General features: G+C 71.8%; 12 protein-coding genes and 2 pseudogenes. 5 read left to right on the top strand and 9 right to left on the bottom strand.

What is annotated here, in order from left to right; genetic code table 11:
* Positions 1-170 precede the first annotated feature (170 nt).
* Both ABZ783_RS11220 and ABZ783_RS11215 read right to left on the bottom strand, forming a co-directional pair.
* Positions 171-1,556 carry an FAD-binding protein gene (locus ABZ783_RS11220; RefSeq protein ID WP_357436258.1) on the bottom strand — a complete coding sequence of 462 codons (1,386 nt, stop codon included), beginning with the start codon at positions 1,554-1,556 and terminating at the stop codon, positions 171-173.
* A 383-nt stretch (positions 1,557-1,939) separates the two neighbouring features.
* Positions 1,940-2,668: an NBR1-Ig-like domain-containing protein gene (locus ABZ783_RS11215; RefSeq protein ID WP_357436492.1), complete on the bottom strand. Its 729-nt coding sequence runs from the start codon at positions 2,666-2,668 to the stop codon at positions 1,940-1,942.
* A gap of 109 nt (positions 2,669-2,777) precedes the next feature.
* On the opposite strand from ABZ783_RS11215, the gene ABZ783_RS11210 reads away from it, so the two are divergent.
* Positions 2,778-3,482 carry an SH3 domain-containing protein gene (locus ABZ783_RS11210; RefSeq protein WP_357436257.1) on the top strand — a complete coding sequence of 235 codons (705 nt, stop codon included), beginning with the start codon at positions 2,778-2,780 and terminating at the stop codon, positions 3,480-3,482.
* Between the two features lie 748 nt (positions 3,483-4,230).
* Positions 4,231-5,337 (top strand): annotated as a pseudogene (gene rho, locus ABZ783_RS11205) (transcription termination factor Rho); the annotation flags it as partial.
* A 79-nt stretch (positions 5,338-5,416) separates the two neighbouring features.
* Here rho and ABZ783_RS11200 read toward each other — a convergent pair.
* Positions 5,417-6,820, bottom strand: a complete 1,404-nt coding sequence (locus ABZ783_RS11200; protein ID WP_357436255.1) for an N-acetylmuramoyl-L-alanine amidase — start codon at positions 6,818-6,820, stop codon at positions 5,417-5,419.
* Between the two features lie 255 nt (positions 6,821-7,075).
* Between ABZ783_RS11200 and ABZ783_RS11195 the strand changes: the two genes are divergently transcribed.
* Positions 7,076-7,624 (top strand): alpha/beta hydrolase, encoded by a 549-nt coding sequence (locus tag ABZ783_RS11195; RefSeq protein WP_357436254.1) that lies wholly within the window; start codon positions 7,076-7,078, stop codon positions 7,622-7,624.
* Between the two features lie 79 nt (positions 7,625-7,703).
* On the opposite strand, the gene ABZ783_RS11190 is transcribed toward ABZ783_RS11195, so the two are convergent.
* The 5 genes and pseudogenes from ABZ783_RS11190 to ABZ783_RS11170 all read right to left on the bottom strand — a co-directional run.
* Positions 7,704-8,456: an alpha/beta hydrolase gene (locus ABZ783_RS11190; RefSeq protein WP_357436252.1), complete on the bottom strand. Its 753-nt coding sequence runs from the start codon at positions 8,454-8,456 to the stop codon at positions 7,704-7,706.
* A 117-nt stretch (positions 8,457-8,573) separates the two neighbouring features.
* On the bottom strand, positions 8,574-9,707 hold the full coding sequence (locus ABZ783_RS11185) for a P1 family peptidase (protein ID WP_357436250.1): 1,134 nt from the start codon (positions 9,705-9,707) through the stop codon (positions 8,574-8,576).
* Between the two features lie 4 nt (positions 9,708-9,711).
* Entirely contained in the window at positions 9,712-10,965 is a 1,254-nt protein-coding gene (locus ABZ783_RS11180; RefSeq protein WP_357436490.1) for a DUF6596 domain-containing protein, read from the bottom strand.
* Between the two features lie 23 nt (positions 10,966-10,988).
* The gene (locus ABZ783_RS11175) at positions 10,989-11,339 is read right to left on the bottom strand and encodes a YciI family protein (RefSeq protein WP_357436248.1); all 351 of its coding nucleotides are present in this window, start codon (positions 11,337-11,339) and stop codon (positions 10,989-10,991) included.
* 199 nt (positions 11,340-11,538) lie between these two features.
* Positions 11,539-12,315 (bottom strand): annotated as a pseudogene (locus ABZ783_RS11170) (ThuA domain-containing protein); the annotation flags it as partial.
* Between the two features lie 142 nt (positions 12,316-12,457).
* On the opposite strand from ABZ783_RS11170, the gene ABZ783_RS11165 reads away from it, so the two are divergent.
* Complete coding sequence (locus ABZ783_RS11165) at positions 12,458-13,315, top strand: hypothetical protein (protein WP_357436246.1); 858 nt, start codon at positions 12,458-12,460, stop codon at positions 13,313-13,315.
* A 13-nt stretch (positions 13,316-13,328) separates the two neighbouring features.
* Here ABZ783_RS11165 and ABZ783_RS11160 read toward each other — a convergent pair whose 3' ends face one another.
* The gene (locus ABZ783_RS11160) at positions 13,329-13,889 is read right to left on the bottom strand and encodes a GNAT family N-acetyltransferase (protein WP_357436245.1); all 561 of its coding nucleotides are present in this window, start codon (positions 13,887-13,889) and stop codon (positions 13,329-13,331) included.
* Positions 13,890-14,218: 329 nt separating this feature from the next.
* Here ABZ783_RS11160 and ABZ783_RS11155 point away from each other — a divergent pair, with 329 nt between their 5' ends.
* Positions 14,219-19,756 carry a carboxyl transferase domain-containing protein gene (locus ABZ783_RS11155; protein ID WP_357436243.1) on the top strand — a complete coding sequence of 1,846 codons (5,538 nt, stop codon included), beginning with the start codon at positions 14,219-14,221 and terminating at the stop codon, positions 19,754-19,756.
* The last annotated feature ends 35 nt before the right edge of the window (positions 19,757-19,791 follow it).

Raw genomic sequence — 19,791 nt, 5'->3', positions numbered from 1 at the left:
TTCCACCGTCTTCCGTCGGCTCGGTGCCACCTACCGCAGGCTGCTCGTTGTTCGCTTGCTCCGACACCCCACAGGCATACCAACCCGCACGCCGCCGCCTACCAGGGAAACCGGAACTGCACGGACGTGATTTTCTTTCGCCCTCCGAACTCGGTGGGATGGACGCCAGTTCACCCGGCGACCAACTCCTCGACCTGCGCCGCCGGTTCGCGGTGGACCACCTGAGGCGTGGTGCGCCGGCCGGACCACAACACCCGGGCGACGATGCCCGGCCCGAAGAGCCCCGGCGGTGGCGTCATCAGGTTGGCCACGCTCAGGAAGCGCCGACCGACGACCGGGTGCCGCGCTGCGGCGGCATGCAGCCGGGTGACGTACCCGTTGAGGAAGCGGGTCCGGCGGCTGCGCGGTCCGACGACCGCCGGGTAGCGCAGGTCGGCGCCGACGGCCATGTCCCACGGCACGTCCACCACCTTCGCCGCTCCGGCGAAGAAACGGCGGGGCAGTTCCCGCCGGCCCTGCCGGAGACAGTCGCGCAGCACCAGCGCCTCCGCCGCGGCCACCGTCATGCCCTGCCCGTACGCGGGGTTGAAGCTGCAGATCGCGTCGGCGAACGCGATGAAGCCCTCCGGCAGGCGGGCGAGGCGCTCGTAGCGGCGGCGCACGCTGGTGGGCAGCCGCATCCGCTTCGGCGGGCCGAACGGCTCCGCCCGGCTCAGCAGCGCGTGCAGCTCCGGGGTGGGCAGCCGCCCGGCGAAGGCGAGGTAACCCTCGGGATCGATCGGCGGGGCCTGGTCCGGGCCGACGCCGAACAGCGTGACCATCCACCGGTCGCCCTCGGCCGAGATGGCCACCCCGCCGTACGGGACGGCCGGCGACGGGCTGCTGACGAAGGCGGCGAAGTTGGCCTCGCCCGGGGTGCGGCGGTAGTCGCGGGAGACGTACACCGTGTGGGGGTCCACCCGGTCCTCGACGGGCGGCTGGTAGCCGAGCTCGGCGAGCCAGGTGGGGCCGCGGTTGCCGCGGCCGGTCGCGTCCACGACCAGGTCGGCTGCGCGGCGCTCCTCCCGCCCACCTCGAGGCAGGATCCGGGCGCCGGTGACGCTGCCGCCGTCGGCGTCGACGAGCAGCCCCAACGCCTCGCACCTGTCCCGGATCTCCACGTTGGGCAGGGCACGGACCCGGTCCCGGACGTACGCCTCCAGGGCGCGCCGGCTGACGCAGAGTCCCTGCAGCCCGGAGGCGACCCGCGGGATCCGGTGGCCGTCGTTGATCCAGAGGCAGTCCCGCTGGATGTCGATGGCGACGGCCCCCTGGGCGGTCAGGTCGACGGTCAGACCGGGGAAGAGCTCCTCCAGGATCTGCCGGCCCCGGGCGAGCAGGCCGTGCGAATGCCCGCTCTGCGGCACACCCTTGCGGTCGGCGGCCTCCGCCGGCAACTCGTCCCGGTCGAAGACGGTCACCTTCGCGTACGACTCGCTCAGCACCCGCGCCGTGAGCAGACCGCCGATGCTGCCGCCGAGGACGACCGCCCGCCCGGTCTCATTGGTGGTGGACACGGTTGACTCCGTTTCAATCAAATGGATGTCTACAGTCAGCGGCACAGCGTCGCCGCAGGGAAAGCGAATTGGCGGACGGCTAGCTGACAGTGAATTTCCCGTCAGCAGCCCCACCTTTTCCGATCTGTCGACCGATCGATTTCCGGCGGACAAAATCGCTGCTCAGCCCGCAACGATGGACCTCGCGGCGGGCGTGGTGACCGACATCTCAGTCGTCTACCGGTCAGTAGTTGCCGGCTATCAGCTCACCGAAAGGAGGAGAGGGCGACCCGGCCGATCAGGCACCTCGAAAAGGCGTAAAGGCAACTGCCCGCGGAGACGAACGGTCAGCACCCCGTCAAATTGGCAGGACCTCTCGAACCGGCCGTCGAGCACCGTCGTCGTCAGGGTGACCATCGGCTGTCGCGACGGGTGTCCGGTTGCACGGCGTAGATGGTGCAGTGCAGCGGCAGCGACTGGGAACCGGGATAGTAGAGCCGTCCCGTCGCGTCGGTGATCTTGAAGTATGCCGTGCAGGCAGCCTCGACGTGCGGTGCGCGCAGCCGAACCCGGATCACCGCCTCGGCGCCAGGATCCACCTCGCCGAGTCGCACCCGGATCGGCGACTGGAGCCAGCCGGCCACCCCCGGTGCGCCCTGCCGGGTCAGCCACCGCCCGCGCCAGGGCACCGGGCCGACGTTGCGCACCGTCCAGGTCTTGTCGAACGCCTGGCCGACCGACAACACCGTGCCGTCCGGTGGATCCTCGGCCATGAGCAGGCAGCAGTCGGCCGGATCGTGGTCGACCGGCACACTGCCCCCGGCCACCGCCGGAAAGCAGGCGACGCCGCCCAACTGGCGTAGCCGGGCGTCCCGCAGCGACGTCTCCCGGCCGACCCGGACCGCCGCCTCCAGATCCAGGAACTGGCCGAGCAGGGCCTGCCCCGCCCCGAACGTCGCGTCGTACCACTCCACCAGGCCACGGCTGGGCTTGGTCAGCCCTCGCTCCACCCGGGACAGGTGTCCCTTTCCCCACCCGGACAGGTCCGCAGCCCGGGTCAGGGACGTCTCCGCCGACTCACGCAGCTCCCGCATCCGCGCCCCGATCACCTCACGCGCCTGCGCCGCCCGCATGTGCGTCACGCCCTCCCCGACCGTTGCCTACCTCGCCAACCGGCGACCCGTCCCCGATCCTCGGCAGACAGGCCCGTTATATAGGAATCAATGGATCTGGGGGAAGGGCATGACACTGCTGGAGAGGCCGAGAAGACGTACCACCCGTTGGCTCGCCCGCACCGTCCTGGCACTGGTCGTCACCACCGCCACCACGCTTGGCCTGGCCGCGCCGGCGCTCGCCGCCACCGGCACTGTCCAGGCATCCGGCGGCCTCTACGTCCGCTCCGGTCCGGGCACCGGCTACTCGGTCGTCGGCAGCGTGGCCAACGGCGCCACGGTAAACATCACCTGCCAGACGACCGGCGAGTGGATCAACGGCAACTGGGGCGCCACGAACATCTGGGACCGGCTGGACAACGGCGGGTACGTCTCCGACGGCTTCGTCTACACCGGCAGCAACGGCCAGGTCGCGCCAAGTTGTACCAGCAGTCGGGCTGACAACGCGGTCGCCTGGTACGAAGCCCGGTTCGGGTCGACCGCGTACGAGGGCTACTGCGAGATGGCAGCCGAGAACGCGTACGGCCGGACCGGCATCTACGCCTCCGCGATGGCGGACTGGAACGACGCCGTGGCTCGCGGCACCGCCCACCGGGGCGACCTGAACGCGCCCCGCGGCGCCCTGGTCTTCTGGAACATCAGCGCCCCGTACGGGCACGTCGGCATCTCCCGTGGTGACGGCAGCTTCGTGGCGACCAGCGTGAACGGGCGGATCGGCTCCGCCCGGCTGCCCTACTACGCCAACTACCTCGGCTGGAGCTGGCCGAACTTCTGACCTGGTGGACGGGCGGCGGGCCGAACCGCCGCCCGTCCCGTCGCCGTCCCACCAGATCCCTGGGGAACGGCGGCCTGTTCTGCCTCGCCGACGCCTCGAGGTAGCGGCGCCGGGCCGGTAGCCGACCCGCGCTCGACCAGCGACGGACGGGTGCGGCGCGCCCCAGCGCGGACGCCGCGTCCAGCCAACGGAGCTCGTGTCCCCGTCGGCGCGTCCCGCACTGCAGGGATCGTCCACCTGGGCAACCTGCTTGCCCAGCCCGGCGGCCCTGGGTTAGCCTTCCGACGGGCCCGGATGCCGGCGCGCAGCGCCACCCGGAGTCTGATCTCCGCACTTTCCCGCCGGCGCACCGCCCGCCACACCGCGGACGCCTCGGCCCGAACTTCTGAGCCGCAGCCGATCCGGGAGCCCCAGCGATTCGTCGCTGTGCATAACGCCCGCTAGTGGCGAAGCAGGCGGGCAGCGCCCGCATCTCGCGGATCAGGCGGCTGACCGCGGGCCGGCGAGGTGGCGACCAGGTGTGGCCGGAGCCCCGCTCCCGCCAGCGTCCGCCGGTGCGCTCCCCGCTCGCACAGCATCCATTTCCGCTCCCGGCTGCTCACCCTCACCAACCGCCGGGACCGTCGCGCCGTCCTTGGCACCGGCACGCCCGGAACCCGGCGTTTCAGCCCGTCGCCGCCAGTCTCCGGCGGGCGACCGGACCCACCACACCGAAAGGCACCCGATGAACACCGTGTCAACCTCACCGGTCCCGGTAAGCGGCATCCTCGACACCGTCGACGACCACGCCCTGCTCCGGGTCGACGGCTACCTGCCCTCCGCCGCCGACGCGTACGTCACGGCCGCCCAACTGCGCCGCTACGGCCTACGTCGCGGGGACCTGATCACCGGCGCGGCCGCCACCGCACCACACCGGGGCCGACATGCCCCGTTGGTCCGGCTGGACACCATCAACGGGATGGAGCCGGACGAGGCGAAGCGCCGGCCGGAGTTCTACAAGCTCACTTCGCTGTACCCGCAGGAGCGGCTGCGGCTGGAGACCGAGCCGCACATCCTGACGACCCGGGTGATCGACCTGGTGATGCCGATCGGCAAGGGTCAGCGGGCGTTGATCGTCTCGCCGCCGAAGGCCGGTAAGACGATGGTGCTGCAGGCGATCGCGAATGCGATCACCCGCAACAACCCGGAGTGCCACCTGATGGTGGTGCTGGTCGACGAGCGGCCGGAAGAGGTCACCGACATGCAGCGGTCGGTGAAGGGCGAGGTCATCGCGGCCACGTTCGACCGTCCGCCGCAGGACCACACCACGGTGGCGGAGCTGGCGATCGAGCGGGCGAAGCGCCTGGTCGAGCTGGGGCACGACGTGGTCGTGCTGCTCGACTCACTGACCCGGCTGGGCCGCGCCTACAACCTCTCCGTGCGCTCGGCCGGCCGTACGCTCTCGGGTGGAGTCGACGTCGCCGCGCTCAACCCGCCGAAAAGGCTGCTCGCCGCTGCCCGCAAGGCCGAAGAAGGCGGCTCGCTGACCATGCTCGCGTCCGCGCTGGTGGAGACCGGCTCCGCCGCCGACACGCTCATCTACGAGGAGTTCAAGAGCACCGGCAACGCCGAGCTGCGGTTGGATCGGACGCTCGCCGACCGGCGTACGTATCCGGCCGTCGACGTCCGCGCCTCCGGTACCCGACGCGACGAGTTGCTGCTGGGCGACGGCGAGCGGCACGTGCTGCGCGGCCTGCGGTCCGCGCTGTCCCAACTGGATCGCCAGCCGGCCCTCGACCAACTGCTTCATCAACTGGCCGCTACTCCTGACAACCTGGCCTTCCTCGGCCGGCTGGGCACCGTCGTTCGTGGCTAGAGCTCAGCAGCCCGAGTGGTGGCGGGCGTGGCCGTCGCCTCGGCGCTTCGCTGCCGAGGCGACGGACGGGCAGGCCGGTCTAGCAGCGTGGCACGTTGGGGATGAAGCCGTTGTACCCGGTGAGCACGTACGCGTCGGCGATGTACCGGTTGGTGCCGATGCGGTTCCAGATGTTGCTCGTGCCGTAGGTGCCGGTCACGGTGGTGCCGGTGGTCTGGCAGTAGATGCTGACACTCGCGCCGTTGGCGACGGAGCCGACGATGGCGTAGCTGGTCCCGGGTCCGGAGCGGACGTTGAGGGTCCCGCCCCCGCCGGTGTTCACCGTGCCGGTGCCGATGCCGGTCACGCCGTTCACCAGCTGCATGTAGTACGTCCAGTTCCAGTTCGGGCCGGGATCGGTGTGCGTCGCGCCGGGCACCTCGATGTGGCCGATGATGTGCGCCCGGTCCTTCGGGATGCCGTACTTGTTCGCCACGTTGCGGGTCAGCGCCGCCGAGGCGCGGTACATGGCGTCCGTGAACCAGCTGGGGTCGTCGACGTAACCCTCGTGCTCGATGCCGATGGACTGGGTGTTGTAGGTCCAGTTGCCGGCGTGCCAGGCGATGTCCTTCTCCCGGACCGACTGGGTGACGGCCCCGTCGGAGGACCGGAACGTGTAGTGCGCGCTCACCTTGGCCGACGGGTTCTGGAACCAGCTGATCGACCCGGCGTAGGAGCCCTGGGTGACGTGGATGACCACGTAGTTGATCCGGTAGTCGGAGGGGCGGTTCGCCACGGTGTAGTTGCCGGAGTAGGCGGGCGCCCAGGCGGCGGGCCCGTAGTCGGTGCTCATGGTGCCGACGCCGCCCGTGCCGAGGGCCGGCACCCGGGCCAGTTCGCCCCGCTGCGGCACGACCCGCCGGCCGGTGACCGTCACCGTGCCCTCCCTGGTGGGCGTGAATCCGGCGGCGAGCAGGTCGTAGACGGTGTCCGCGTAGAGCCGGGCGACTGCCGGGTCGGTCGCGCCGCCGTACCGGGCGACGGAGCCGTACCACCGGCCGATGTCCTTGCGGTCGGCGGCGGTCAGGCCGGCGCGGTCGGCGTACGACCGCAGCACGGCGGCGGCGCCGGTGATGTTCGCGGCCGGGTCGGTGCGCAGTGCCGCGCGTTCGAGTCCCGTCAGCGTGGCTGCTTCGTCGAGGGTGTGCACGGACGGGTTGGTGGTGAGGTGCATCGGGCCGTAGCCACCCGACGCGCTCGGGGTGCCGCCATGCCCGTCCAGCCGGGTCTCGGCGTAGCCGAGCGCGACGAGCAGATCCCGTGGCACGTCGTAGCGGGCGGCGGCGGTGGCGAAGGCGGCGCTCAGCGGGCTGGCCGCGGCGCCGCCCGGTGCGGCGAAGGCGGGCCCGGCGGCCAGGACGGGCGGGGCGGACAGACCGAGGGTCAGGATCAGCATGGTGCCGACCAGGCGATTCGGTCGGCGCAGCGGGAACCGAAGGCGCACAGTAGCTCCTTTCCGGATGACCGGACGTTTCCGGCCGGGAAAGCCGGGTGGCCGCACCGTACACTGTGACGGTCGTCGATGTATAGTTCTTGCGATCATGTCGATCATCCCGGCGAAAACTTCCATCAGGCCCGGTTGTACCTCGACGCGAGGGACAACCCACCGGCCGCCCGACGGGTAGGTTGCCGTTGGCGAGGCGTTCCACGGCCTGCCAGGACGGCTTGTGGCCAACGGTTCAACAGGCGGGAGGATGTCGTGCCGGCACAGCGCGCGGTGTTGGTCATCCCGGGCAGCGGTGGCTGCTGGCACCTGCCCCACCAGCTGTTCGCGGCCGATGCGGCGCGGCTTCGTGGTGCGCAGCTGCAGCACGTGTCGTGGCGCGGCGAGGTGCCGACCGCGCCGGAGGCGCGGGGACCATGGGCGGCCGAACAGATAGCAGCGGCGCTGCGTGGACTACCGAGACCGTTGATCATCGCCAGCTCGCTGGGCACCGTTGCCGCCGGTCTCGCCGCCGACCAAGGACTGCCCGCGATCTGGATCACGCCGTTGCTGCACCGCCCGGAGGTCGTCGAGGGCCTTCGCCGGGCCAGCGCACCCTGCCTGCTGATCGGCGGCACGGCCGACAGCAGTTGGCGTCCGGGTCTCGCCCGCGAACTGTCCCCGCACGTGTTCGAAGCAGACGGTGCGGATCACGGGCTGCGCGTACCGGGACCACTTGCGCGGTCGGCAGCGGTGCTGGGCGAGCTGGCCACGGCGGTGGAGGGCTTCCTCGACCGGGTTCTCTGGCCCGACGAGCGGCGGTAGCCGCGGCATCGCTCCCGCGCTCAACCGACAGCGGCTGCCCCGCCGGTCGGTCCGTCCTGGACCGGGCCGGCAGGAGCACTCACCGGGTCAGTCTCGCCGAGACCCAGTTGGCCGCCTGCTCGACCGCCCGCCGAGACTCGTCGGTGTGGTCCAGCATGTCGAACGCGTGGTGCCCGTTCGGTACGTCGATCACCTCCACCGGCACGCCGGTGTCGGCCGCCGCCTTGAGGAACACCGCGACCGTCCCGGCCACCGCGTCCGCCTCCAGGCCGACCCGGGTGAGCAGCAGCGGCGGTACGGGCGTACCCGGCTCGGTGATCGCGGCGGACGGCTCGAATCGCGGGTCGACGCCCCAGCCCGGCATCGGCGCGAGGACCGGGTACGTCAGCGCGACGGTCCGCAACCACGCGGGCCGCTCGCGGAGCCAGTCCGTGCTCAGCAGACCCCCGCCGGAGAAGAACCAGAGGGCGATGCGTTCGGGGTCGACGCGCGGGTCGGCACGTATCCGCTCCACGGCCGAGGCGACGTCGAGGACAGCGGTAGCGCAATCAGTGGCCGGGCCCTGCGCGGTGGCAACCACCCGCATCCGGCGCTCCACGGTGACCGCGACCAGGCCGAGCGAGGCGAGCAGGTTGCCGTAGCCGCGATAGACGGGCCAGTCGCGCGGTGTCGCATGAAGCTCGGGCGGGAGCGGGCCGCCATGGACGAGGATCACGGCGGGCTGCGGCTCGCCGCTCTCCGGTAGGTACCAGTCGAGGTTCGACTCGCGCTCGTGTCGACAATCGGCCGGGCTCAGCACGAAGGGGCGAAGGTAACCGGGCACCTCTTCCATGATCAGAGTCTGGCACATAGGGGCCGGTGGACGCTGTCCCCATTGGGCGAGCGGCCGGCCAGGAGCACCTCGGCCTGGCAGTTCCCCACTGCGGTCAGTCGCGGGACCTGGGGCCGGTCAGCGGGCGGCGGTGCGCAGCAGTTCCGCCACTCGCCGGTGTGGGAGCCCGGGTACGAAATGCCCGTCGCGGCCGGTCATGTCGGTGCCCGCGACGAGGGCGTTGACGACGGCTTCCTCGACCGCCTGGACACCCGCCTCGTAGAACGGATCCAGGTGTCCCCACGGGACGAAGGCGAGCTGCTCGAGCCGTTCCGTCGACGGGCCGGGGTAGCGGCTGACGAGCGCGCCGGGGTTCGCGGTGGAGAAGGCCAGGAACAGATCCCCGGAGAAGTGCGAGCCGCTGGTGCCGGTACGGGCCAGGCCCAGCGGGACCCGCCGGGCGAGGGCGGTGCACTGACCGGGCAGCAGCGGCGCGTCGGTGGCGACGACGACGATCACGGAGCCCGCTCCCGGCGGCGGGGCGCCGCCCGGCATGGGCACCTCGCCGCCGAGCAGCCGCCCGACGGGCACGCCGGCGAGCGTCAGCTCGGGACGTGCGCCGAAGTTCGCCTGCACGAGCACGCCGACGGTGTACGTGACGCCGGCGAAGCGGACGATCCGTGAGGCGGTGCCGGTGCCGCCCTTGAAGTCGTAGCACGTCATTCCGGTGCCGCCGCCGACCGATCCCTCCGGTACGGGGCCGCCGGTGGCGGCATCGAGTGCCGCGACGACGGTCGCCGGCCTGACGTGGTCGCCGTTGATGTCGTTGAGGCGACCGTCGAAGGTCTCGGCGACCACGGGCAGCAGCCAGGCGTCGGTGTCGGGACGCTCGCGCAGCATCCAGTCGATCGCGCCCCGGTGGCCGGCGCCGACCGCATGCGTGTTGGTCAGGATGACGGGCGTGGCCAGGATGCCGCTCTCGGCGATCCACGCGGTGCCGGTCATCTCTCCGTTGCCGTTGAGGACGTGCACGCCGGCGGCGCACCCGTCCCGGACGCCGGAGCGCCCGCGGGGCAGGATGGCGGTCACGCCGGTGCGTACGGGTCCGTGCCCGACCCGCAGCGGCCCGTCACCGGAGATGAGGGTCCGCATCCCCACCTCGACGCCGGGCACGTCGGTGATGGCGCCGAACGGCCCGCTCGTGCCCTGACGGGGGAACCCGATCGCCCCGGCTCGCGCTCCCGCCCTCCGCTGCCCGGCCTGCTGCTCCACGCGGTCAGTCTCTCAGCCCGACCGCGTCGAGCTTGCGCCGGAGGAGGGCGCGTTCGGGTTCGGTGCCGGCCAGCGCGAGCGCCTCGGCGTACGCCGCGGCGGCCTCGGCGTCGCGTCCCAGCCGGTGCAGCAGCTCCGCACGGGCGGCCGGATAGGGATGGTAGCTGCGCAGCTGGGGCTCGCCGACCAGCGCATCGAGCAGCGCCAGTCCGGCCTGCGGGCCATCCCGCATGGCCACCGCGACGGCCCGGTTCAGCGCGACGACCGGTGACGGCGTCAACGCGTGCAGCACCTCGTACAGCGCGACGATCTGCGGCCAGTCCGTGCTGGCGAAGTCGACCGCCTCGTCGTGCAGCGCGGCGATCGCGGCCTGCACCCCGTACGGCCCGGGCGGCCCGCCGGTCAGCGCCACCTCGACCAGCCCGCGACCCTCCTCGATCATCGCGCGGTCCCACCGGCCGCGGTCCTGCTCCTCCAGCAGCACCAGCGCGCCGTCCGGGCCGCTGCGCGACGCCCGCCGCGCATGGACCAGCAGCATCAGCCCGAGCAGCCCGGCGGCCTCCCGCTCGCCGGGCAGCAGCCGGCGCAGGATCCGCGCCAGCCGGATGGCTTCCTCGGCCAGGCCCAGCCGCTGCAGGCTCGGGCCGGAGCTCGCCGCGTACCCCTCAGTGAAGATCGAATAGATGGCCTGGAGCACCACCGGCATCCGCGCGGGCAGCTCGTCCACGGCCGGCACCCGGAACGGGATACGGGCCTCGCGGATCTTCTTCTTCGCCCGGGTGATCCGCTTCGCCATCGTCTCGATCGGCACGAGGAAGGCCAGCGCCACCTCGGGCGTACTCAGCCCGGCCAGACAGCGCAGGGTCAACGCCACCCGGTCCTCGGCGGGAAGGGCCGGGTGGGCGCAGGTGAAGAACAGCTGCAGCCGCTCGTCCGGTAGCTCGCCGCCGGCGTCCGCGGGTGGGGCGGGATCGGCCCGGTCCGCGTCCACCTGCAGCAGCGCGAGCCGTGCCGCGTACGCGCGATCGCGCCGCAGCCGATCGACGGCCCTGCGCCGTGCCGTGGTCATCAACCAGGCCCCCGGCTTCGGCGGGACGCCGTCAACCGGCCAGTGCGCCAGCGCCGCCTCGACCGCCTCGGCGGCCGCCTCCTCGGCCAGGTCGAGGTCGCCGAACCGGCGGACGAGCGCCGCCAGCAGCCGGCCGTGTTCCTCGCGGAACACCGCCGCCACCGACGCCGGCGACGCCTCGCCCGCCATCCCGGAGTCAGCAGGCGCCACCCTCAGACCCCGAACTCGGCGACCGGCCGCACCACGACGGATCCGCCCCCGCGCTCGCCCGGGCAGCGGGCGGCCCAGTCGAGAGCGACGTCAAGGTCCGGTACGTCGATGACGTAGAAGCCGCCAAGCACCTCTCGGCTCTCGGCGAACGGGCCGTCGGTCACGATCTGCCGGCCGTCCTGCCCGACCCGCACCGCCGTGGCGGTGACCAGGTCCGCCAGCGACTCCCCGGAGACGAAGATCCCCGCGTCCCGCACCTGCTTGTCAAAGGCGATCCAGTCCTGGAAATCACAGCCGGCGGCCTGCCCGTCCCCGTCGACCGCGCCGGCGTTGATCAGCAGCATGTACTTCATGTCCAAACTCCTCGCTATCCCGTTGTCGGGTACGGCGGGCCGCCGTACGCCATAACCACGGACGGGACATGGCCTGATGGACACACCCGGTAGGAATTTTCTCGCGGTGGCGCTCCGCTTCCTTGGGCGAAGTCACCGAGCTGGCTGCCCGGTCAGGCACGCCAGCATCCCGTCCGTCCCGGTTCACCAGCGGCGCTCAGCCGGTCTCGGGGCGGCAGTCGGCCTTCGTCCGGCCGGCCGCGTAGCGGATGCCGCCGAGCAGGTGGGCCCGGAACGCCGCCTCACCGTAGGAGTCCTGGGTGTGCCCGCCGCCGGTGTAGAAGGCGCGGCCGCCGGCGTACGACTTGCACCAGGCGTGTGGGTGGTCCCCGCCCATCGAGCCGCCGGAGTACGACGACTCGTCGAGGCTGGCGAGCACGTGCGCCGTGGTGCGGGCGTTGGTGCGGTAGTCGTACCACTCGTCGGTGCGGAGCCAGGCCGTCGGCAGGTGGGCGGTGGCGGGGTGCGTCCGGTCCTCGACGGTGATGGTGGCCGGTTGGACGGCGGGGTGGGAGGCGAACCAGGCGCCGACGAGGTTGCCGTAGAACGGCCAGTCGTACTCGGTGTCGGCGGCGGAGTGCACCCCGACGAAGCCGCCGCCGGCGCCGATGTACGACTCGAAGGCGGCCTGCCGGGTGGGGTCGAGCACGTCGCCGGTGGTGTTGAGGAAGACCACCGCCTCGTATCTGGCGAGGTTGTCGGCGGTGAACTGCGCGGCGTCCTCGGTGGCGGTGACGGTGAAGTTGTTGGCCGCGCCGAGGTCGCGGATGGCCTGGATGCCGGCCGGGATGGAGTCGTGCCGGAAGCCGGCGGTCTTGGTGAACACCAGCACGTCGTAGGGTGCGTCGGTGGCCGCTGTCGGGGTGACCGGGGTGGTGCAGGCGAGGGTGGCGAGGACAGCGGTGGCCGCGCCGAGGGCCGGTCGGAGGTGTCTCATCTCGCTCTCCAGGGGCCGTACGGGGTGCCGGGCCGGGACGTCGTCAGTATGCGCCGCGCGGCTCCGCGCGCCGTTACGCTGGGGAGATCACCCTTGTGGGAGTGAGGCAGGCCGGGGTGCCTGCCAGCTTGAGAGGCAACCGATGACCAGCGAGGAAGCCCGCCCTGGCCTGGCACCGGGTGCCCGCTCCCCGGTGGGCACCATGTTCGCGGCGTTCTACGGCGAGCTGGCGCCGCATCCGTGGCGGGACCCGGACGCCGACCCGGATGCGTACCTGCTGTTCCACGACAGGTCGCTCGCGATGGGCTGGCTCGACGACATCGGCGGGGTGCTTCGAAAGACCGCCTGGGGCATCGAGGAGCGACAGGTCGGGGCGGCGGGCCTGTGGGGCATGAACGACGCCGGGCAAGCTCACCCGCGCGCCGCTTCAGAGGCGTCACTGGCCGCATGGTTTCAGGTGGGGGTCGAGGCGGTGCCCGGCGATCGGCCGCTGCCGATGCAGCCGTTCCTCCGCTGCGCGGGCGACGCGGTGGCGCGGATCGGCACCTTGCAGCTGCGGGCGGTGCAGGTGTTGTTACCCGTCCAGGGCCTCGACCCCGGGTCGCGCCCGGCGTACGCCCCGATACCTTCGGTCCGCACCGCCGGATGGTTCGGCGGCGGTGACCCGCGGTCGAGGACGCCGGTGCGGGTCACGCTGGACAGCGGCCAGGCGACGTCCATCCTCTCGGCGGCGTCGGTGATGCGGGAGCGGATGAGCGGGCTGGACCAGGACGTGTTCGTGTGCGAGTCGCAGTCCCTGGCCGATCACGATCCGCTGGCCATGACGGCCCCGTTCGACGACGAGTTCTGGAACGGCCCGCCGCTGCACCGCGTGACCTTTCACGGGACGCTCGCCGAGTGGTCACTGGATGCGCTCGGCTGGCTGGGCGGCTTCCTCGCCGACCTGGGCGCTTGGCACGGGGTCACCACCCCGCTGCTGCTCACCGCCAGCCGGGCGTAGGCACGGCTGGCGGCTATCGGCGCTGCTCCCAGTCGGCGCGGGTGAGTACGTACTCGACCTCACCGTGCTCGGAGCCTTCGATCGCGTCGGGCCAGTCCCCCGTGAAGCTACGCAGGAACGACAGACCCGCCTTCTCCATCACCCGCCGGGACCGGCTGTTGACCGCCATGGTGTTCGCGGTGACCCGCTCCACGCCGAGGTCGGTGAACCCTTTGCTGATCAGGGCCCGCGATCCCTCCGTGGCGTAGCCCTTGCCCCAGGCGGCCTGGTTCAGCCGGTAGCCGAGTTCGACCACCTCGGGGTTGTGCTCGTCGAGGGGACGGAACTCGAACCATCCCAGGAAGGTGCCGGTGGCCTTCTCCTCGGCGGCCCAGTAGCCACGGGTGCCCAAGCACGGGTAGTCGTGCAGGAGGCGCTGCAGGGTCCGCTCCTGGACGGTGTCGCGACTCGTCGGCCGGCCACCGTTGATGAAACGCATGACATCGGGGTCGTTGTCCAGGGCGACCAGGTGGTCGACGTCGGCGTCGGTGAACGGGCGCAGCACGAGCCGCTCGGTTTCCAGGAAGGCACTCACGCCGCGATCTTCACGGGCGTGAGGCGGGCCCGCCACCGGATATTGGCGTTTCGTCAGAAAGCTCGGGGCGTGGGCTGATCTGGCCGGCCCGCGCAGGTCTGGTGACTGACTTGCCGGGCCTGGCAGCTGTTCAGGTGTTGAAACCGAAATGTCTAGAAGTTGGCGGGAGTCCACAACTGCAGTTGGCGGGTGTCCACAACTTTCGCCGTCCCCCGGTGGCGGGTCCGACGATTTGCCTACCGGCCGGTAGCAGACAAAGTTGTGACGGGGACCCCTGCCCCGAGGGAGTCCCCGTCATGTTGTGAACGCACTTTTGGGAGGCTTACTCGGTGTTCAGCCGCATCGCCATCGTCAACCGGGGAGAGGCCGCCATGCGGCTGATCCACGCCGTTCGCGAGCTCAACGCCGAGACCGGGGCCCCGCCAATCGAGACCATCGCGCTCTACACCGACGCCGAGCGCACCGCCACCTTCGTCCGCGAAGCGGACGACAGCTACTGCCTCGGGCCCGCGTCGGCGCGCCCGTACCTGAACCACAGCATCCTCGAACGTGCGCTGGTCGAGACGCGCGCGGACGCGGCGTGGGTGGGCTGGGGCTTCGTCGCCGAGGACCCGGCGTTCGCCGAACTCTGCGAGAAAATCGGTGTCACCTTCATCGGTCCGAGCGCGGGCGCGATGCGTGAGCTCGGTGACAAGATCGGCGCGAAGCTGATCGCCGAGGAGGTCGGCGTCCCGGTGGCGCCGTGGAGCCGCGGCGCGGTGGAGAGCCTGGACGCGGCCAAGCGCGCGGCGGCCGACATCGGCTACCCGCTGATGCTCAAGGCGACCGCGGGTGGTGGCGGCCGGGGCATCCGGGTCGTCCGCAGCGAGGAGGAGCTCACCGACGCCTACGAGCGCACGAGCCTGGAGGCTGAGCGCGCGTTCGGTAGCGGGGTAGTGTTCCTGGAACGCCTGGTCACCGGTGCACGGCACGTCGAGGTGCAGGTGATCGCCGACGGTCAGGGCACCGCGTGGGCGCTGGGGGTCCGGGACTGCTCGGTGCAGCGGCGCAACCAGAAGGTCATCGAGGAGTCCGCCTCCCCCGTTCTCACCCCCGACCAGACCCGCGAGCTGAAGGCGGCGGCCGAGCGGCTCGCGCTGGCCGTGAACTATCGCGGTGCTGGCACCGTCGAGTTTCTCTACCACCCCGGCGACCAACTGTTCGCCTTCCTCGAGGTCAACACCCGGCTGCAGGTCGAGCACCCGATCACCGAGGCCACCACCGACTTCGACCTGGTCAAGGCCCAGATCCACGTGGCCGCCGGCGGCCGGCTCGGGGAACGGATCCCGGCCGAGGCCGGCCATGCCGTCGAGGCTCGGCTCAACGCCGAGGACCCCGACCGGGACTTCGCGCCGTCGCCCGGCCGGATCGTCCGGCTGGCGCTGCCCAGCGGCCCCGGCATCCGGGTGGACACCGGGGTCAGCGAGGGCGACGTGATCCCGGCGGACTTCGACTCGATGATCGCCAAGATCATCGCCTACGGCCGCACCCGCGACGAAGCGCTGGGCCGGCTGCGCCGCGCGGTGGCCGAGACCACGGTGATCATCGAGGGTGGCGCCACCAACAAGAGTTTCCTGCTCGATCTGCTCGACCAGCCCGAGGTGATCGACGCCAGCGCGGACACCGGCTGGATCGACCGGGTCCGGGCGCAGGGCCGCCTGGTCTCCACCAAGCACTCCGGCATCGCGCTGGCCGCGGCCGCGATCGAGGCGTACGAGGACGAAGCACTCGTCGAGCGGCAGCGGCTGCTGTCCACCGCCCACGGCGGCCGCCCGCAGGTCCAGCACGAGAGCGGCCGGCCGGTCGACCTCAAGCTCCGCGGCGCGAGCTACCGGGTGACCGTCGCGCAGACCGGGCCGCACCGGTTCCGGGTCGGCATCGGGGAGGCATCCGCGATGGATGCCGAACTCGATCGGTACGACGAGCACACCGGCCGGATCCTGGTGAACGGCCGGCAGTTCCGGCTCGTCACCCACACGCACGGGCCCGTCCACCTGGTCGAGGTGGACGGCATCACGCACCGCGTCAGCCGCGACGAGGGCGGCGTGCTGCGCTCCCCCGCGCCCGCGCTGGTCGTCGCCACCCCGCTCGAAGTGGGGGACGAGGTCGAGGCGGGCGCGCCCGTGCTCGTCCTGGAGAGCATGAAGATGGAGACCGTGCTGCGCGCGCCGTTCCGGGCGAAGCTGCGCGAGTGCCAGGTCTCCGTCGGCAGCCAGGTGGAGGCCGGTGCCCCGCTGCTACGCCTGGAACCGGTCGGCGACGAAGCCCCGGGCGAGGCCGCGGAGGGCGAGGCCGTCGACCTGGAGTTGCCGTCCGAGCCGACCGGTCTGTCCGCCGAGGCCCGGGTCGCCCGCGGCATCGCCGACCTGCGCAGCCTGCTGCTCGGCTACGACCTCGATCCCCGCGACGAGCGTCGGGCGCTGTCCCACTACCTTGCCGCGCGATCGGAGCTCAGCCGGCGTCCGCTGGAGGAAGAGGTCGAGCTGCTGCAGGTGTTCGCCGACCTGTCCGAGCTCAGCCGCAACCGGCCGGTCGGCGAGGAGACCAGGGCCGATACCCGGGTGCACAGCCCGCGCGAGTACTTCCACGCCTACCTGCAGTGCCTTGACGTCGAGCGGGCCGCGCTGCCGGACACCTTCCGCAACCGGCTGGCCCGGGTGCTCGCCCACTACGGCGTCAAGGACTTCGAGCGCACGCCCGCGCTGGAGGAAGCCGTGTTCCGGATCTTCCTTGCGCAGCGGCGGGCGTCGGCCGATGTCTCGGTGATCGTGACGTTCCTGCAGCAGTGGCTGACCGAGCCGCTGCCCGGCGACGGGCTGCGCGAGCTGGTCGGGCAGGCGCTGGAGCACCTGATCTTCGCCACCCAGCTCCGGTTCCCGGTGGTCGGCGACCTGGCCCGCAGCGTCGTGTTCCGGTGGGCGGCCCAGCCGATGCTGCGCCGCAAGCGTGCCGAGGTGTACGCGGGCGTCCGTAGCCACCTGCGCTACCTCGACCAGCACCCGGACGCGGCCGACCGCGCCGAGCGGATCACGAAGATGGTCGCCTCGCCCGAGCCGCTGGTCCGGCTGCTCGGTCAGCGCATCGGCAAGCCGGACGCCGACCACGGCCCGATGCTCGAAGTGCTCAGCCGGCGCTACTACGGCAACCGCGGCGCGAGCGACGCGCGAACGGTCGAGGTGACGGGGCGCTCGTTCTTCACCGCGGAGTACGACCGCGACGGCGAGCGCTTCCGGCTGATCGCGGCGGCCACGGACTTCGCCGAGCTGCCGGCGACCCTGGCAAAGGTCGCCGAACTGTCCGGCTCGGACTCCAGCGACGGCTCTGGCCCGGCGTCTCCGACGCCGCGCCGCGACCCGGAGCCGTCGGTCGCCGATGTGTACCTGACCTGGGCCGACCAGCCCGAGACGGAGGCGATGGCCGCGACGCTGCGGGAGATCGTCGACCGCGCCGGGCTGCTGGACGTGCTCCAGCGGGTGACGGTGTCGGTGGCCGGGCGCAACGGCACGCCGATGCACCACCAGTTCACGTTCCGGCCGGGCGTGGGCGAGGACCGGGTCATCCGCGGGCTGCACCCGCTGATCGCCGAGCGCCTGCAGCTGCCGCGGCTGCGGAACTTCGACCTGACCCGGCTGCCGTCCGCGGACGAGGAGGTCTACCTCTTCCATTGCGTCGCCCCCGACAACCCGGCCGACGAGCGGCTGGCGGCGATGGCCCAGGTCCGTGACCTGACGCCGCTGCGCGACGCCGACGGCCGGATCCTCGCACTGCCCGCGGTCGAGGGCGCGCTGGACGCGTGTCTCGACGCGATCCGCAAGGTCCAGGCGCAGCGGCCGGCGAAGAAGCGGTTCGACACCAACCGGATCACCATCTACGTCTGGCCGCCGAACGAGCTGACCATGGAGGAACTGAACGCCGTCGCCCAGCGCGTGCTGCCGATCACGGCCGGCGCGGGCCTGGAGGAGGTGCTGTTCCTCGGCCGCCAGCGCGACGGGGTCACCGGCGAGCTGACCGACATCGCGGTCCAGATCTCCTACGACGCGGGCATGCGGGTGTCGGTCACCGAGCCGACGGACGAGCCGATCCAGCCGCTGGACGACTACCGGCAGAAGGTGCTCTCGGCGCGGCGCCGCGGCACGACGTACCCGTACGAGCTGACCGAGATGCTGGCCGGTCAACGCGGCACCTTCACCGAGTACGACCTGGACGACACCGGCGCGCTGGCCCCGGTCGACCGGCCGAAGGGGCACAACAAGGCGGGCATCGTCGCCGGTGTGGTGAGCACGCCGACCGAGCGGTATCCCGAAGGCGTCACGCGGGTGGTGCTGCTCGGCGATCCGACCAAGGCGCTGGGCGCGCTGGCCGAGCCGGAATGCGCGCGGGTGATCGCCGCACTCGACCTGGCCGAGCGGATGCGCGTACCGGTCGACTGGTTCGCGCTGTCGGCGGGCGCGCGGATCTCGATGAGCTCGGGCACCGAGAACATGGACTGGGTGGCCGCCGCGCTCAAGCGGATCGTGGAGTTCACCCAGCAGGGCGGCGAGATCAATATCGTGGTCGCCGGGATCACCGTGGGCGCCCAGCCGTACTGGAACGCCGAAGCCACGATGCTCATGCACACCAAGGGCATCCTGGTGATGACGCCGGACTCGGCGATGGTGCTGACCGGCAAGCAGTCGCTGGACTTCTCCGGCGGGGTGTCGGCCGAGGACAACTTCGGCATCGGCGGCTACGACCGAGTGATGGGCCCCAACGGCCAGGCCCAGTACTGGGCGCCGGACCTGCGGGCCGCCCGCAACCTGCTGATGACCCACCACGACCACACCTACATCGCGCCCGGCGAGACCCGGCCGCGGCGGGCGGTCACGTCCGACCCGGTCAACCGCGACATCTCCGACTACCCGCACGCGGTGCCGGACAGCGATTTCACGACCGTCGGCGAGATCTTCTCCCGTGAGCGCAACCCCGACCGGAAGAAGGCATTCGACATCCGTACGCTGATGCGGGCCCTGGCCGACCAGGATCACGCGGTCCTGGAGCGCTGGGCGGGCATGGCCGACGCCGAGACCGCGGTGGTGCAGGACGTGCACCTCGGCGGCATCCCGGTGTGCCTGCTCGGCATCGAGTCCCGGTCGGTGCCGCGGCGCGGATTCCCGCCCACCGACGGCCCGGACACCTACACCGCGGGCACCCTGTTCCCGCGCTCGTCGAAGAAGGCCGCGCGGGCGATCAACGCGGCGAGCGGGAACCGGCCGCTGGTCGTGCTGGCGAACCTGTCCGGGTTCGACGGCTCGCCGGAGTCGATGCGGCAGCTGCAGCTGGAGTACGGCGCGGAGATCGGCCGGGCGATCGTGAACTTCGAAGGGCCGATCGTGTTCTGCGTGATCTCGCGGTATCACGGCGGCGCGTTCGTGGTGTTCTCCAAGGCCCTCAACCCGAACATGACCGTGCTCGCGGTGGAGGGCTCGTTCGCGTCCGTCATCGGCGGGGCGCCCGCGGCGGCCGTGGTGTTCGCCGGTGACGTCAACGCCCGTACGGCAAAGGATCCGCGAGTGGCCGAACTGGAGGCGCGCATCGCCGCGGCGACCGGTGGGGAGCGGGCGGCGCTGGTCACACAGCTCATGGACGTCCGGGCCACGGTCCGGGCGGAGAAGCTGGGCGAGGTGGCCGCCGAGTTCGACGGCGTGCACAGCATTCAGCGCGCGGTCGAGGTCGGCTCGGTGGATGCCATCATCCGGCCGGAGGAGCTGCGCCCGCAGATCATCGCGGCCGTCGAGCGCGGCCTCGCCAGCGCCGCCGACGGCAACCGGCCTCGCCATCAGCGGGCCTGATCGGCGTAACCACCGCCAAGCGGCCCGACGCATCA

This window comes from Micromonospora sp. NPDC047738, from assembly GCF_040642675.1.
Lineage (GTDB): Bacteria > Actinomycetota > Actinomycetes > Mycobacteriales > Micromonosporaceae > Micromonospora.
The sequence above is the reverse complement of the archived record's forward strand: the minus strand, read 5'-3'. Positions and strand labels throughout refer to the sequence as shown.

Excerpts from the sequence above, each read along its gene's own strand:
- ABZ783_RS11215 (WP_357436492.1), bottom strand. The coding sequence starts at position 2,668 with ATGCGGGCGGCGCAGGCGCGTGAGGTGATCGGGGCGCGGATGCGGGAG.
- ABZ783_RS11210 (WP_357436257.1), top strand. The coding sequence starts at position 2,778 with ATGACACTGCTGGAGAGGCCGAGAAGACGTACCACCCGTTGGCTCGCC.
- ABZ783_RS11190 (WP_357436252.1), bottom strand. The coding sequence starts at position 8,456 with ATGGAAGAGGTGCCCGGTTACCTTCGCCCCTTCGTGCTGAGCCCGGCC.
- ABZ783_RS11180 (WP_357436490.1), bottom strand. The coding sequence starts at position 10,965 with ATGGCGGGCGAGGCGTCGCCGGCGTCGGTGGCGGCGGTGTTCCGCGAG.
- ABZ783_RS11175 (WP_357436248.1), bottom strand. The coding sequence starts at position 11,339 with ATGAAGTACATGCTGCTGATCAACGCCGGCGCGGTCGACGGGGACGGG.
- ABZ783_RS11165 (WP_357436246.1), top strand. The coding sequence starts at position 12,458 with ATGACCAGCGAGGAAGCCCGCCCTGGCCTGGCACCGGGTGCCCGCTCC.